This is a genomic window from Acinetobacter sp. 24-47-67 (assembly GCF_056779735.1).
Map to the genome: position 1 here is coordinate 345,674 of NZ_JBWYIK010000001.1, position 14,057 is coordinate 359,730.

The window sequence follows — 14,057 nt, forward strand, 5'->3', positions numbered from 1 at the left end:
GGAGAATGATCATGGTGAGTTTTGGTTCACACATTGAATTTGCAGTACCCCACATTACGATTCGTCATTTAAATAAGTATTACGATGTACAAGGAAAACAAGTTCACGCACTCAAAAATATTAATTTGGATATTCCCGAAGGAAAAATTTTCGGCATTATCGGCAAAAGCGGTGCGGGCAAATCCTCATTGATTCGCACCTTAAATGGGTTAGAAACTATTTCTGATGGTAGTATTCATATACATCAACATGATCTAGGGCAACTTAATCACAATGAGTTAATCGTCCTACGCCAGCGTATTGGCATGATTTTTCAACATTTTAATTTACTATCTGCCAAAACAGTTTGGGAAAATGTCGCGCTTCCATTGAAAATCGCAAAAGTGCCTGCTGCTGAGATTCAAACTCGTGTAGATGAGGTTTTAAATCTATTCGGTTTAGCTGAAAAGCATCATCACTATCCATCACAATTATCGGGTGGACAAAAACAACGAGTTGGGATTGCCCGCGCATTGGTCAGTAAACCGGAAATACTATTGTGTGATGAGGCAACATCGGCACTTGATCCAGAAAGCACATCTGTTGTTTTATCTTTACTGAAAGAAATTAATCAAAAATTAGGACTCACCATCGTTCTCATTACACATGAAATGCAGGTGATTCGTGAAATTTGCGATCAAGTGGTGGTCATTGATCAAGGTGAAATCGTTGAATCAGGGCAAGTTTGGTCAGTCTTCTCTCGTCCCCAGCAGAAAATCACGCAAGAACTCCTCAATTTGGAACAGCTAGATTTGCCATTCCAGTTACATCAAGAGCGAGCTACACATTTAACGCATACCATTTTGAAAATCAGCTATGCAACTGATTTGAAAAATCCTCCCAACTTAAATGATGTACTTTCTAAAATTGCACTGCCTGTGCATTTATATCAAAGCCATGTAGACACTATTCAACATCATCTGGTTGGCTCACTCATCGTAGGTATTCCTCAATTAGATGTTGATGTGCATTCACTCCATAAGCAATTCCACCATAAAACATCACAAATCGAGGTGCTTGGCTATGCACAACCAGCTCATTGATCTTTTAATTACGGGTACCATTGATACTTTGTTAATGGTCGGTATTTCTGCATTTTTAGCGCTTCTTATTGGATTGCCTATGGCTGTAATCCTCGTCAATACCTCAGAAAATGGGATTTATCCATCAAAAAAAATCAATCATGCCTTGGGTTGGGTGGTAAATATTACGCGCTCTATTCCCTTCTTAATTTTAATGGTGGCACTCATTCCCTTCACTCGACTGATTGTAGGGACCAGTTATGGGGTATGGGCTGCGGTTGTACCTTTAACTATAGCGGCTACACCTTTTTTCGCACGTATTGCGGAAGTCAGTCTACGAGAAGTTGATCATGGACTCATAGAAGCTGCACAAGCCATGGGCTGTAATCGCAAACAAATTATTTGGCATGTGCTTTTACCAGAAGCACTGCCTGGTATTGTTGCAGGTTTTACTGTCACGCTTGTAACCATGATCAATTCCTCTGCGATTGCGGGTGCTATTGGTGCGGGTGGTTTAGGTGACATCGCCTACCGATATGGCTACCAACGCTTCGATATGCAAATTATGTTGGCGGTGATCATCGTATTAGTCGTATTGGTCATGCTGATTCAAGCTTTGGGTGATCAATTGGCACATAGTTTGGACAAACGTAAAATCTAATTCACACTATTCAATTGAGTCTCATCTGTCTTTTCGAGAAACATCCAAGCCATGACCTGACTTTGTCATGGCTTTGATGTAAAATCACCGACAATTTTTAAATAACACTTTGTGAGTCTTTTCATGGGTTTTAATTGCGGTATTGTCGGCTTGCCGAACGTTGGTAAATCTACACTTTTCAATGCATTGACGAAAGCTGCTATTGCTGCAGAAAACTTCCCATTCTGTACCATTGAACCAAACACCGGCATCGTTCCTGTTCCAGATCCACGTTTAGATAAATTAACTGCTATTGTTAAACCTCAACGTGTTATTCCAACCACAATGGAATTTGTAGACATCGCAGGTTTAGTTGCTGGTGCTTCTAAAGGTGAAGGTTTAGGGAACCAATTCTTAGCCAACATTCGTGAAACTGATGCAATTGCACACGTAGTACGTTGTTTTGAAGACGAAAATGTTATTCACGTGAACGGCAAAATTGACCCACTTGATGACATTGCAACTATTAACACTGAGCTTGCTTTAGCAGATTTAGAAACAGTATCAAAAGCGGTTACACGTTTAGCAAAGTCTGCGAAAGGTGGTGATAAAGAAGCTGTTGCAACAAAAGCTGTACTAGAAAAAATTCAGCCATTACTTGATGAAGGTCGCCCTGCTCGCGCAGCTGATCTTGATGACGACGAGCGCAAATTAGTTCGTGGCTTTGGTTTATTAACCCTTAAACCAACAATGTATATTGCTAACGTTGCTGAAGACGGTTTTGAAAACAATCCACACCTTGATGCTGTTAAAAAATTAGCAGCAGAAGAAAATGCCATTGTTGTCCCACTTTGCAACCAAATCGAAGCTGAAATTTCTTTGCTTGAAGATGATGAGCGTGCTGAATTCTTAGAAGCGATGGGCATGGAAGAACCAGGTCTTAACGTGGTTATTCGTGCAGGTTATGGCTTACTTGGCCTACAGACTTATTTCACTGCAGGCGTTCAAGAAGTCCGTGCTTGGACTGTAAAAATTGGTGCGACCGCTCCTCAAGCTGCTGGTGTGATTCACACTGATTTTGAGAAAGGCTTTATTCGTGCAGAATGCATTGCCTATGACGATTTTGTTCAATACAACGGCGAAGCTGGCGCTAAAGAAGCTGGAAAATGGCGTCTTGAAGGTAAAACTTATGTCGTTCAAGATGGTGATGTTTTACATTTCCGTTTCAACGTTTAAGTTATTAAAAAACAGCCGAAAGGCTGTTTTTTTTTGCAAAGATTATTTAAAAGAATGAGATCATGGATTTTGAGTTGAAGTACTCGAGTGATTTACGTGTTTATGGTCCATGTCATAGCGTAATTGTTTAGCTCGAACCAATACTTTCTCTTCCAGTTTCTTACGTAAACCAATAAGAAATATAAATTCTGCTACGACAAATAAAGGACCTATAGCGAGTCCAACAAGATCATCCACAAAAGCTGGTTTTTTCTTTTCATAATAATGCCCAATAAATTGAATAATCCATCCCACAATAAAAAATCCAGCACTTACCAATACCCAAGAGGATGTCGCTAAAGCTGCTACTTGTGTGGCTGGTTGATAAATTAAAGCAAATAGCACTGCCATTACCACACCAAAAATGAGATCCAAACTCAAGTAATAAATCACTGATGCGACGATCAATAACATTGCAAGATCAATGGAATATCCAGCAACTGTAAATTGCGCTTTGGCTGCAAAACACAAGATCGAAAATACAATCAAGGGAATTCCAATAAAATGCGAAAATACGTTTTTACGATCTAGGTGATAAGCTGCATATTGTCCAAGCAAGCTCTCTAAACGAGTCATGTTATCATTCCTTTTTCTGACTATTTCCTTCAATATATATAAATGTAAACCAATAAGTTGTCGACTAGACGACAAATAAACAGCATAAAAGGGATAATTTTGCTTTTAAATCAATACGTTTATCTTTTAAAAAATAATTGGTGGTTTAGCCAGTTTGATCATGAACTACAACAGCTGATGCTCGAACATGCTCAGCTCATTGAATATGGCAAAGAGCAACTGATATTTTCTAAAGCTGATCAATTTGATGGCATTTATGCCGTGATTGATGGTGCTGTTCGTTTAGCACATATTGACGTAGAAGGTCGTGAGGCGGTGACAGTTATCGCAGATCCCATTATGTGGTTTGGTGAAATTTCGTTGATTGATCAACAACCCCGCTCTCATCATGCGATTACCAGTAAAAAATCCAAAATCCTCAAAATAAGCCGTGTAGGACTTGATCTAATTTTAGAACAATATCCAAAATTTTGGTTTTATCTGGCCCAATTGGTCAGTCATAAACTTCGTTATGCTTTCATGGAGTTAGTCTCTATTCAAACACAACCCCTTATTCAACGCTTAGCCCAGAGATTAATCTTTATCTTAAATGGATACGGTAATCTCAAAGAAATTGAAAAAAACACCATCAACCTATCTCAAGAACAATTGGCACAAATGTTGGTCTGCTCAAGACAGACCATTAATCAAGAACTACAACATTTAGAAAAAATTGGCGCAATTAAAATTGCATTTAAAAAAATTGAGGTGATTAATCTCAATCAACTTAAAGCTTTAGCCGATCAAACTTAACCGACTAAAGATGAAGAGCTTTAGTAAAATCTGGATTAATCATTGTATTGGGGTTGCTAGGGTCACTTAAAATAATTTTGTATACGCCTTGGTGTTTCCTAATTCTGGTTGCTCAATTGCAGTTTTGCACTGGGCTTTATCGCGTTCATAATTGGCTTGACGCTGTGCGAGCTGCCCCTCACTTTCCACGATTGCACGCGCCCAAGCATCTATGGTTGTTAGCGCTTTTCGACAAAGCGCATATTTCCCTTCAGTCACTGAGTCGGTCATTTTGACATTAATACGCCAATCCAACACCAATTGACGCACAGGCTCGCGTACTTGTGATGGTATAAGCGCTTTATTGGCTTGATACAGAATAGGATCAACCTGATTAATCAATTGCCAAGCATGATTTGCATATTCAGTTGCATCATTGGTCAACTTCGGTGCTTCTTTAATTTCAACCTTTTGATCGGCAGTTTCTGCCTGACCACCACAACCGGATAAAGTGAAGATGAGGAATGTAGTCAATGCAGCTAATTTAAAGGGAGATTGAATCGCAAACATGACATCGCTCTAATAAACTATTCGGCACTATGCTAGTAAATTCGGGTAGAATACTCAATCTCGTTTTATACCTTTTGTTCCAATCTCCAATTAGGTTTATCGTGACCCAATCAAGCTCCCCACACATGACACCGGCAGGTTTTTGGCAAGGTGCCAAAGACAGTCAAGCCATCATTTTCACCTATTTGCCTGTTTCATTCGCGTTTGGTGTATCGGCAACTCAATTTGGATTTACGGCGTGGGAAGCATTATTTTTATCCTGTTCGATGTATGCAGGTGCCAGTCAATTTTTGGTGGTTGCCTTACTCGGCAGTGGCACTTCCATCTGGATGACAGCCTTAACTGTAATAGCGCTTGATATTCGACATTTGTTATATGGTCCTGCTTTACAAAACTTAATTCAAGATAAACTCAATCTGAAAAAAACTGCAATTTGGTCATGGGGCTTGACCGACGAAGTCTTTGCATCAGGCATGATTAAACTGTCGCAACGCCGTCAAGAATGGTCTGAATCTTGGATGTTAGGTCTCAGTCTGTTTAGCTGGTTGTCTTGGGCACTCGGATCTTTTCTCGGGGGCTTATTTGCAGATCAAGTCAGTCATCTCCCCCAATTTTTGCAGGCAGCGCTCGACTTTCTATTACCTGCACTTTTCTTGAGCTTCTTACTAGCTGCATTTGAGAAAAAACATACCTTTGTCGTGACCATCACCATTATTGTTTCTGCTATTGCCTGTTACTTTATCGATTTATCTGCAGCGATATTCATTGGCATAAGCTCTGGTATTTTGGCTGGTTTGTTTAAACATTATGTACTGAAGCAACATGATCCTTTGCACACAGGTGAACAATCATGAATCTAGAAATTATTTGTGTCGGTATTCTGGTCGGCATCGCGAATTTCGCCTCACGCTTTGGTCCTTTTTTTGTGATTCAGAAACTACAACAAGGTCGCCAGAAACGCGGTGCTCTTTGGCTTAAAATCGCCCTTGGATCTATCGGTATTGCAGCAATCAGTTCAATGCTCGTGGTCGCGACTTTACCGCCGCTCTTAGAAACACCCAATAAGAGCGTTGCCATGTTAATTGGTTTTATTGTGCTCTCGGGTTTGTATTTCAAATTTAAACAGATTGTACCTGCAACACTCACAGCGGCACTCACATACGGTTTGGTGTATACCTATTTCCCACTTTAAAACATTTCTCGCGTATTATTCATTCAGATTCTAAATTTATAAGCCTGATCCTCGGATAAGGCTTATAAATTTTTATCAATAAAAAAATTAAACGATATCAAAATAATTTCTTGCTTTTTCTTGTATTCATCGCTCTCAAGAGGTTTTAGTTCTGATATGCTAAAAGTCCATAATATCAAGCACGGATGAATCAAATGCTTATTACACTCGGTACTCCACTTCAATCTTCGGCGTTTAAAGTTCTATTATTGGGTTCAGGTGAGTTGGGTAAAGAGGTGGTAATATCATTACAACGATTAGGTGTAGAAGTACATGCGGCAGATCGCTATGACAATGCACCTGCCATGCAAGTTGCTCATCACTCCTACACATTGAATATGGCGGATCCAAAAGAATTAAAAAAACTGATTGAACAAGTTCAACCTCATTTAATTGTTCCCGAGATTGAAGCCATTGCCACTGAAGTCTTAGTGGAAATCGAAGATTCTAAAACTGCCGTAGTTATTCCCTCTGCGAAAGCCGTCAATCTCACCATGAATCGTGAAGGAATTCGTCGCCTCGCAGCTGAGGAACTAGGGCTACCAACCTCGGCTTATCGTTTTGCCAATAGTTTGGAATCATTCCGTGCAGCATGTGATGATATTGGCTATCCAAATTTTGTAAAACCTGTGATGTCATCATCAGGTAAAGGACAGTCACGCGTAAAATCTTTTGATGAAGTCGACGCGGCTTGGGAATATGCTCAAACAGGTGGTCGTGTCAATCAAGGCACTGTCATCGTAGAATCGCAAATTGATTTTGATTTCGAAATTACATTACTCACAGTACGGGCAAAAAATCCTGAAACAGGAGAAATCGAAACGCACTTCTGCGATCCTATTGGACACCGTCAAGATGCAGGTGACTATGTAGAAAGCTGGCAACCTCAACCTATGAGCACAGCTGCCCTTGGTGAAGCAAAACGTATTGCCAATAAAGTCACAGTAGCACTAGGCGGTTGCGGTATTTTTGGTGTGGAATTATTTATTAAAGGTGATCAAGTTTGGTTCAGTGAAGTTTCTCCTCGTCCACATGACACTGGATTAGTCACACTTGCATCTCAATATCAAAGTGAATTTGAACTTCATGCCCGTGCGATTTTAGGTCTTCCAGTAAATACGCAACGTCACAGTGTTGCTGCAAGCGCTGTGATCTATGCAGGTGTTGATGATACGAATTTGTCATTTTCTGGCTTAAATCTTGCTATGCAAAACCCTAATGTCGATTTACGACTTTTTGGTAAACCTGAAGGCTTTAAACGTCGCCGTATGGGGGTTGCAACTGCACGTGCTGAAACAACTGACTTAGCACGCGAATTAGCGTCTGAAGCCGCTTCAAAAGTAATTGTAAATCAAAACAAATAATTCATTAGGTAGGCCATCATTTCATGATCAATACGTCTCCATTAGCAAACTATGTTTCGAGTAATCACGACATCAAGGCAATTAATCAATGGCGCTCAGATGTTGAAAATCAATTACAACATGAGTTTGAAAATGGTAAGGCGATACGTGAGATTATTCTCACTCGATCAAATCTGATTGATGAGGCGCTTAAATTCCTTTGGCAACATGCTGAGTTAGATCAAACCGATCTAGGTTTGTTCGCTGTAGGAGGTTATGGTCGTCGTGAAATGATGCCCTACTCTGATGTCGACATTCTGATCCTTTCAGAAGATGATCTTACACAAGAACAAGAAAATGCCATTACCATTTTTATTTCCTCTCTATGGGATGTTGGAAATTTTAAACCTGGCGTAAGTGTAAGAACCATTCAACAGTGCTTTGAACAGGCCATGAATGACTTAACGGTAGCTACATCTCTCATTGAGTCTCGTTTAATTATTGGCAATGAACACTTAGCGAAATGGCCTCGTCGTGTTGTTTCACAAACTTGGACGGATAAAACCTTCTTTGATGCCAAGATGGAAGAACAAGCCAAACGCTACGCTCAGCACAACAACACTGAAAGTAATTTAGAACCTGATATCAAAAATGCACCGGGCGGCATTCGAGACATTAACCAAATTGGTTGGATTGCAAAACGGCATTTCCGAGTAAATCGTATATACGATCTTGTACATTTAGGTTTCATTTCTGAGTTTGAACTTGGGGTTCTCGAAGATGCTGAGAATTTTCTCTGGGAAATTCGTCATCATTTACACCGCTTAACTAAGCGTGATGAAAACCGACTATTGTTTGATTACCAACGCGATATCGCAGCAAAATTTGGTTACCACAAAGTCGAAGGTGAACATATCAATTATCCAATTGAACAGTTCATGAAACGCTACTATCGAGCAGCTCAGCAGGTTTCAACCCTGAATGAAATGCTACTCGCCTATTTTAATGAGTCTGTCATCACGCCTCGCTTACCCAACTATGAGCGTAAAATTGAAGAAGTGAATGAAAACTTCAAATTGGTGGATGGTAAACTCGCAGTTCAACACCATAAAATTTTTGCAGAGAAGCCTACAGCCATCCTTGAGATTTTCTATATCCTAGCAAATCGCCCTGATATTGATGGTATTCGAGCTCGTACACTTCGATTGCTTACTTTAGCTGCAAAACGCATTGATCAAGCGTATAGAGACAATCCAGTTAATCAAGCCTTGTTTATGGCGATCATCCGGTCACCAAATAACTTATATGAAACATTGCTTGCGATGAAACGTTATAGTGTACTCGGCAACTATATTCCTGCATTTGGGCAAATCATGGGCCTTATGCAATACGATTTATTCCATATCTATACTGTAGATGCACATACGCTCCTACTCTTACGTAATTTAAATCGTTTTAAAGCACCCGAATTTGCTAAAGATTTTCCTGTCGTAAGTTCGGTATTCCAGCGTCTGGTGCGCCGAGACATCGTATTCCTCGCTGCTTTGTTCCATGATATCGCCAAAGGCCGTGGTGGAGACCATAGTGAATTGGGCGCGGTTGATGCCATTGAGTTCTGTAGCAAGCACGGTTTTACTGAGCGTGAGTGTAATCTTGTTGCGTGGTTGATCCAAAATCATCTATTGATGTCGATGACTGCGCAGAAAAAAGATATTTCTGATCCAGATGTTGTAAAAGATTTTGCCGAGAAGCTCGGTGATATGGAACACTTAGACTATCTGTATACGCTTACAGTGGCTGACATTAACGCAACCAATCCTAAGCTTTGGAACACATGGCGCGCATCGCTCATGCGTCAGTTATATACCAATGCTCGTGACGTTATTCGTAGTGGTTTGGGTCGTCCTGTCGATTACCAAATGCTGATCGAAGATACCAAATTTGCTGCAAGTGAATTACTTGTCAATGATTATGCTTTAGAAGCCGTTGAAAAAGTTTGGCAAGAACTTGGTGACGAATACTTCCTCAAAGAAACTGCAGATGAAGTCGCATGGCATACACGTGCAATCCTAGATCATGGTGATAATTCAGCACCATTGGTGATGATGCGCGCGCACCGTAAATCAGCGCAAGATGCTGTGCAGATTTTTATTTACACTCAAGATCAACCTAATCTTTTTGCAACCACTGTTGCAGTTCTAGATCGTATGAATCTAGATGTACAAGATGCACGCATTATTACAGCAACTAAATCCTTTAGCTTAGACACCTACGTGGTGCTTGATCGTTTTGGCACATTAGTGACAGATCCAGAACGTGAAAATACGGTAAAAGAATCATTGGTGCACGCATTAACAGATTCACAAAATTATCCAGGTTTAATGCAACGCCGTATTCCACGCCAACTTCGTCATTTTGATATCGAAAACACAATTGATATTACTTTGAACGAGGCGCTACAGCAAAATATGGTCGAGATCTCTACCCTCGATCAGCCTGGATTACTTGCCCGTATCGGTGGCTTATTTATGATGCAAGGTCTCGATATCCATTCCGCGAAAATCGCCACCTTGGGTGAGCGCGCAGAAGATATTTTCTTTGTAACCAAAAAGAATGGCGAACCTATGAATTTAACTGAAGCTCAGGCTTTTGCTGAACAATTAAAAGCAGCATTAGATGAGGCTTCAAATCAGGTCTGTAATCATCATTAAAATTTAGATTTAACCCGACGGTAACTGTTTCATGAACTCTAGTTTAAACCTATTACATCCTTATCCATTTGAAAAGTTGAATAAACTTTTTCAGGATGTAAAACCTGCAAATCTTCCGTTAATTCCATTGTCAATTGGTGAGCCAAAACATCCTGCACCTGAATTCGTAAAACAAGCTATTGTCGATAACTTCAATCATCTTTCGACATACCCAAACAGTAAAGGCTTACCAGAATTACGTGAAAGTATTTCGCAATGGCTCACACGCCGTTTCAAATTAAATGCTATTAGCGCAGAAGATCATATTTTACCTGTGACTGGCACACGTGAAGGAATTTTCTCATTCGTACAAGCGCTGATCAATCGTGATGAAGCGCCTTATGTAGTTATGCCGAATCCCTTTTATCAAATTTACGAAGGTGCAGCTTTACTCGCTGGCGCTCAACCCTATTTCATCAACTGTACTGAAGAAAATGGTTACCTTGGCGACTTCGATGCTGTCCCTGCGGAAGTATGGGAGAAGACAGTTTTGCTCTTTGTCTGCACCCCCGGAAATCCGACAGGTGCTGTGCTTTCAAAAGAACAGTTCAAAAAATTAATTGCGCTCTCTGATCAATACAATTTTGTCATCGCATCTGATGAATGTTATTCAGAACTATGGTTTGATGAAGCACCAGTTGGCTTATTAGACGTTTGTGCAGAATTAGGTCGTGATGACTATAAAAACTGTATCGTATTTCACTCTCTGTCTAAACGTTCTAATTTACCAGGTATGCGATCTGGCTTTGTTGCAGGTGATGCTAGTCTATTAAAACCTTATTTAAAATTCCGCACTTACCACGGTGCTGCAATGCCAGTACAGCATCAATTGGCATCGATTGCTGCATGGAATGATGAAGCACATGTTGAAGAAAACCGTAAACAATACCGTGCTAAATTTGATTTATTCCAACAAGAATTAGGTCATTTGCTACCACTGAAAAAGCCTGATGCGGGTTTCTATTATTGGTTAAAGGTCGATAATGATGAAACTTTTGCCAAAATGCTGATGGAAAAAGCACATATCAAAGTTTTACCGGGTCGTTATTTATCTCGTGATACTGAACAAGGCAACCCAGGTAAAAACCATGTTCGTCTTGCTCTCGTAGCAGATTTAGACCAATGTAAAGAAGTTGTTAAACGCTTAAAATCAATTCTCTAATCGTGCATGATCTTTAATTTTAAGCCCTCTTTTTAGAGGGCTTATTTTTTTTATTGATGATTCTAGGCATAGTTTGAGCGGAAATTGATATTTTCTAACAAACCTCTCTCTAACACTATCCCAGAGGAGGATAGAATTTAAAAGAATGGTTGTTCACGATAGCGTCTAGGGTTGGTTGTAAAGCTATTATTATTGTTTGAGGAGTTAGAGCTATGACAATCTTATTCTGCTTTATCGCTGTGGCTTCAATTATTTATCAGATTATAAATTTGTAAATCCGAGTCCAAGATTCACCCCGTTACTCTTACATATGAGATACGATGCGCCTAAAGGTTGTTATAAAAAATCTATATTTTATGTATGGAAATAAGCTATCTTTAATTTCTGCAATAGTACTTAACACATGATTATAACCAACACTTTCGTGTCTAGATTCATCACCACCAAATCGTTGAAGTTTGTTATGTACAAAATTATCTGATTTAAACTTTTCAATTAATTTCTCTGTGCTTTCCACAACTTTACTATCATTATTTGTAAGTTTTCTTACCAAGTTAGTTCTAGATAAATTTACCTCTTGCCATTTTTTTCGTTTCCCATAAAATTCTTTACAATTATCGCTTTTAAAGTCTGCATTCTTTTCTAAGTTTTTATAAATTCTTTCTAGATCGTCAAGCCTTTCCCAATATGCTTTACATTCACTGGCTGTAACCTCAAGCCCTTTCTGTAGATGCCAAACTAAAAAATACTTAAAGCGACTATATATGGTGTCCATCCTTTAAATGTTACCCAGCCATCTGTAACACAATTATCCATACCTTATCCTTTTAATACTCTATGAACAGTAACAACGTGACAACCAGCAGTTTTAGCAATTTCTTCTTTTGTTAAAACTTTTTAACTCTCTGATTTTACCATATTTTTAGTAGCAACTTTTTCTATTTGGATTGTATCTGCTTCTTACTAAACCTTGTTTAAAACTTTCTTGAGTCTAACAATAATGGTCAGTAGTTCCCTTTAGAGATAATATAACTTTAACTATTGATACATCATAAAATTAAAAAAAACGCCATGAATTTTCATGGCGTTTTAAAACACTTAAAGACTGTAATTTAAAAATTACAAAGTAGCCAGAATGTCTCTTAAAGTTTGATTTGGATTTTCTGATTTAGTAATCGGACGGCCAATCACCAAGTGTGTAGAACCATCTAACATTGCTTGCTTAGGTGTAACAATACGTTTTTGATCATCCGCTGCAGAACCTTCCGGACGAATTCCTGGAGTGACGAGAGCAAAGTTCTGACCTAAAGTTTCACGTAACATTTTTGCTTCTTGCGCAGAACATACAACACCATCCAAGCCACTTTCTTGAGTTAAAGTCGCTAGACGTTTTACATGTTCAAAAGGCTCAATATCCAAACCTAGATCACGTAGATCTTCTCGCCCCATTGAAGTTAATACGGTTACTGCAATCAACTGTGTTTGATAGTTACCTGCTTTTAATCTTTCTACACAAGTTTCCATCATTTTTCGTCCACCAGATGCGTGAACATTAACCATCCATACCCCTTGATCTGCAGCAGCGCAAACGGCTTGTGCTGTCGTATTTGGAATATCATGAAATTTTAAATCTAAAAATACTTCAAAACCCTGATCATGCAATGCTTTTACAACAGTCGGACCTTCATGTGTAAAAAGTTCTTTACCGACTTTTACACGACAAAGTTTAGGATCCAAATTTTCAGCCATTTTCAATGCGTCGTATTGGCTTTTTGCATCTAAAGCAACAATGATACTCAAGGTTGTTCTTCCGTCCATCTAAAGTTGCGTCATTATAAAGATGTTCAACTTAAGCTGCAAAATTAACTTTTAAAAACTCAGTTTAAAACTCAACAGTTTATTTTCAATAAAAAAAACCTCTAAAATAAATTTTAGAGGTTTTTTAAATATTTATAAATTACAGCGGATTTGAGTTACGCGGATCTGAATGCACATCTAGTACTGTCTTTTCATGACGTACATTTGCAGCAGCTTCAGCAGCAGCTAACTGAGCATTTTGGATTTGTTCTTTACGTAGATATTCAATATCTTTGCGAAGACGCTTAATTTCCCAACTATTTTGGAATACACGGAAAACTTGAACTCCGAGTAATAATCCAACGATGATCCCAAGTGCCAAAGTCAACAAAAGCAATAAACCTAATCTCATTGCCGGTACTTGAGTAAATAGAAGATCAACAGTCAGTTCTGTACCATTTTGCAGAACCAATGCCAATGCATATCCGAAGATTACAACTAACAGTGCAACTAATACGTAACGCATAACCACCCCTGAGTAATTTATTATTTTCCTGCTGATTCGTTTACAGCATCTCTTAGTGCTTTACCTGGTTTGAAATGAGGTACAGCTTTAGCAGCCACTTCAACTGACTTACCTGTTTTAGGATTACGTCCAACTCGCGGTTCGCGATGATGTAAAGCAAAACTTCCAAACCCACGAATTTCAATACGGTTATCAGCTGATAATGACTCAATCATTTGATCGATCATAATTTTAACAGCTTCTTCGACCAATGGCTCAGCCAAATGAGGATTTTTGATAGAAATACGTTCTATTAAGTCAGACTTATTAAGTGCTTCAGTAGTCATCTGCGACCTCTTTAATTATCAAGCTACTC

At 39.1% G+C, this 14,057-nt stretch carries 15 protein-coding genes and 1 pseudogene; 9 read left to right on the forward strand and 7 right to left on the reverse strand.

Features of this window, described 5'->3' with window-relative positions; all coding sequences use genetic code 11:
* The first annotated feature begins 11 nt into the window (after positions 1–11).
* The 3 genes from AC1M9K_RS01830 to ychF all read left to right on the forward strand — a co-directional run bounded on the left by AC1M9K_RS01830 (position 12) and on the right by ychF (position 2,937).
* Positions 12–1,082, forward strand: a complete 1,071-nt coding sequence (locus tag AC1M9K_RS01830; RefSeq protein ID WP_481588337.1) for a methionine ABC transporter ATP-binding protein — start codon at positions 12–14, stop codon at positions 1,080–1,082.
* Positions 1,063–1,722 carry a methionine ABC transporter permease gene (locus AC1M9K_RS01835; RefSeq protein ID WP_092766235.1) on the forward strand — a complete coding sequence of 220 codons (660 nt, stop codon included), beginning with the start codon at positions 1,063–1,065 and terminating at the stop codon, positions 1,720–1,722. The genes AC1M9K_RS01830 and AC1M9K_RS01835 overlap by 20 nt, the downstream gene beginning before the upstream one ends.
* A gap of 123 nt (positions 1,723–1,845) precedes the next feature.
* Positions 1,846–2,937: a redox-regulated ATPase YchF gene (gene ychF, locus AC1M9K_RS01840; RefSeq protein ID WP_035264512.1), complete on the forward strand. Its 1,092-nt coding sequence runs from the start codon at positions 1,846–1,848 to the stop codon at positions 2,935–2,937.
* Between the two features lie 60 nt (positions 2,938–2,997).
* Here ychF and AC1M9K_RS01845 read toward each other — a convergent pair whose 3' ends face one another.
* Positions 2,998–3,552: an Mpo1 family 2-hydroxy fatty acid dioxygenase gene (locus tag AC1M9K_RS01845; RefSeq protein WP_481588338.1), complete on the reverse strand. Its 555-nt coding sequence runs from the start codon at positions 3,550–3,552 to the stop codon at positions 2,998–3,000.
* Between the two features lie 99 nt (positions 3,553–3,651).
* Here AC1M9K_RS01845 and AC1M9K_RS01850 point away from each other — a divergent pair, with 99 nt between their 5' ends.
* Complete coding sequence (locus AC1M9K_RS01850; RefSeq protein ID WP_481588339.1) at positions 3,652–4,344, forward strand: Crp/Fnr family transcriptional regulator; 693 nt, start codon at positions 3,652–3,654, stop codon at positions 4,342–4,344.
* Positions 4,345–4,410: 66 nt separating this feature from the next.
* Here the strand turns inward: AC1M9K_RS01850 and AC1M9K_RS01855 are convergent, their stop codons facing one another.
* Complete coding sequence (locus AC1M9K_RS01855) at positions 4,411–4,893, reverse strand: hypothetical protein (RefSeq protein WP_481588340.1); 483 nt, start codon at positions 4,891–4,893, stop codon at positions 4,411–4,413.
* A 125-nt stretch (positions 4,894–5,018) separates the two neighbouring features.
* Between AC1M9K_RS01855 and AC1M9K_RS01860 the strand changes: the two genes are divergently transcribed.
* The 5 genes from AC1M9K_RS01860 (at position 5,019) to dapC (ending at position 11,379) form a co-directional block, all read left to right on the forward strand.
* Positions 5,019–5,747, forward strand: a complete 729-nt coding sequence (locus AC1M9K_RS01860; RefSeq protein WP_092766232.1) for an AzlC family ABC transporter permease — start codon at positions 5,019–5,021, stop codon at positions 5,745–5,747.
* Entirely contained in the window at positions 5,744–6,085 is a 342-nt protein-coding gene (gene ygaH, locus AC1M9K_RS01865) for an L-valine transporter subunit YgaH (RefSeq protein WP_179998205.1), read from the forward strand. Before AC1M9K_RS01860 ends, ygaH begins: the two co-directional genes overlap by 4 nt.
* Positions 6,086–6,270: 185 nt before the next feature.
* The gene (gene purT / locus AC1M9K_RS01870) at positions 6,271–7,488 is read left to right on the forward strand and encodes a formate-dependent phosphoribosylglycinamide formyltransferase (RefSeq protein ID WP_481588341.1); all 1,218 of its coding nucleotides are present in this window, start codon (positions 6,271–6,273) and stop codon (positions 7,486–7,488) included.
* A gap of 23 nt (positions 7,489–7,511) precedes the next feature.
* The gene (glnD, locus tag AC1M9K_RS01875; protein ID WP_481588342.1) at positions 7,512–10,178 is read left to right on the forward strand and encodes a [protein-PII] uridylyltransferase; all 2,667 of its coding nucleotides are present in this window, start codon (positions 7,512–7,514) and stop codon (positions 10,176–10,178) included.
* Between the two features lie 31 nt (positions 10,179–10,209).
* Complete coding sequence (dapC, locus tag AC1M9K_RS01880) at positions 10,210–11,379, forward strand: succinyldiaminopimelate transaminase (protein ID WP_481588343.1); 1,170 nt, start codon at positions 10,210–10,212, stop codon at positions 11,377–11,379.
* 304 nt (positions 11,380–11,683) lie between these two features.
* On the opposite strand, the gene AC1M9K_RS01885 is transcribed toward dapC, so the two are convergent.
* The 5 genes and pseudogenes from AC1M9K_RS01885 to AC1M9K_RS01905 form a co-directional block, all read right to left on the reverse strand.
* Positions 11,684–12,154, reverse strand: coding sequence for a hypothetical protein (locus tag AC1M9K_RS01885; protein WP_481588344.1), 471 nt, complete (start codon positions 12,152–12,154; stop codon positions 11,684–11,686).
* 44 nt (positions 12,155–12,198) lie between these two features.
* Positions 12,199–12,267 (reverse strand): annotated as a pseudogene (locus AC1M9K_RS01890) (recombinase family protein); the annotation flags it as partial.
* A gap of 231 nt (positions 12,268–12,498) precedes the next feature.
* Entirely contained in the window at positions 12,499–13,197 is a 699-nt protein-coding gene (gene pyrF / locus AC1M9K_RS01895; protein WP_171076736.1) for an orotidine-5'-phosphate decarboxylase, read from the reverse strand.
* Positions 13,198–13,336: 139 nt separating this feature from the next.
* Positions 13,337–13,702: a lipopolysaccharide assembly protein LapA domain-containing protein gene (locus tag AC1M9K_RS01900; protein ID WP_035264552.1), complete on the reverse strand. Its 366-nt coding sequence runs from the start codon at positions 13,700–13,702 to the stop codon at positions 13,337–13,339.
* 20 nt (positions 13,703–13,722) lie between these two features.
* Positions 13,723–14,028, reverse strand: coding sequence for an integration host factor subunit beta (locus AC1M9K_RS01905; protein WP_035264555.1), 306 nt, complete (start codon positions 14,026–14,028; stop codon positions 13,723–13,725).
* Positions 14,029–14,057 lie beyond the last annotated feature (29 nt).

Coding starts and splice junctions, on each gene's coding strand:
- glnD (WP_481588342.1), top strand. CDS start 7,512: ATGATCAATACGTCTCCATTAGCAAACTATGTTTCGAGTAATCACGAC.
- ygaH (WP_179998205.1), top strand. CDS start 5,744: ATGAATCTAGAAATTATTTGTGTCGGTATTCTGGTCGGCATCGCGAAT.
- dapC (WP_481588343.1), top strand. CDS start 10,210: ATGAACTCTAGTTTAAACCTATTACATCCTTATCCATTTGAAAAGTTG.
- AC1M9K_RS01830 (WP_481588337.1), top strand. CDS start 12: ATGGTGAGTTTTGGTTCACACATTGAATTTGCAGTACCCCACATTACG.
- AC1M9K_RS01860 (WP_092766232.1), top strand. CDS start 5,019: ATGACACCGGCAGGTTTTTGGCAAGGTGCCAAAGACAGTCAAGCCATC.
- purT (WP_481588341.1), top strand. CDS start 6,271: ATGAATCAAATGCTTATTACACTCGGTACTCCACTTCAATCTTCGGCG.
- AC1M9K_RS01855 (WP_481588340.1), bottom strand. CDS start 4,893: ATGTTTGCGATTCAATCTCCCTTTAAATTAGCTGCATTGACTACATTC.
- AC1M9K_RS01835 (WP_092766235.1), top strand. CDS start 1,063: ATGCACAACCAGCTCATTGATCTTTTAATTACGGGTACCATTGATACT.
- AC1M9K_RS01905 (WP_035264555.1), bottom strand. CDS start 14,028: ATGACTACTGAAGCACTTAATAAGTCTGACTTAATAGAACGTATTTCT.
- AC1M9K_RS01900 (WP_035264552.1), bottom strand. CDS start 13,702: ATGCGTTACGTATTAGTTGCACTGTTAGTTGTAATCTTCGGATATGCA.
- AC1M9K_RS01845 (WP_481588338.1), bottom strand. CDS start 3,552: ATGACTCGTTTAGAGAGCTTGCTTGGACAATATGCAGCTTATCACCTA.
- ychF (WP_035264512.1), top strand. CDS start 1,846: ATGGGTTTTAATTGCGGTATTGTCGGCTTGCCGAACGTTGGTAAATCT.
- AC1M9K_RS01885 (WP_481588344.1), bottom strand. CDS start 12,154: ATGGACACCATATATAGTCGCTTTAAGTATTTTTTAGTTTGGCATCTA.
- pyrF (WP_171076736.1), bottom strand. CDS start 13,197: ATGGACGGAAGAACAACCTTGAGTATCATTGTTGCTTTAGATGCAAAA.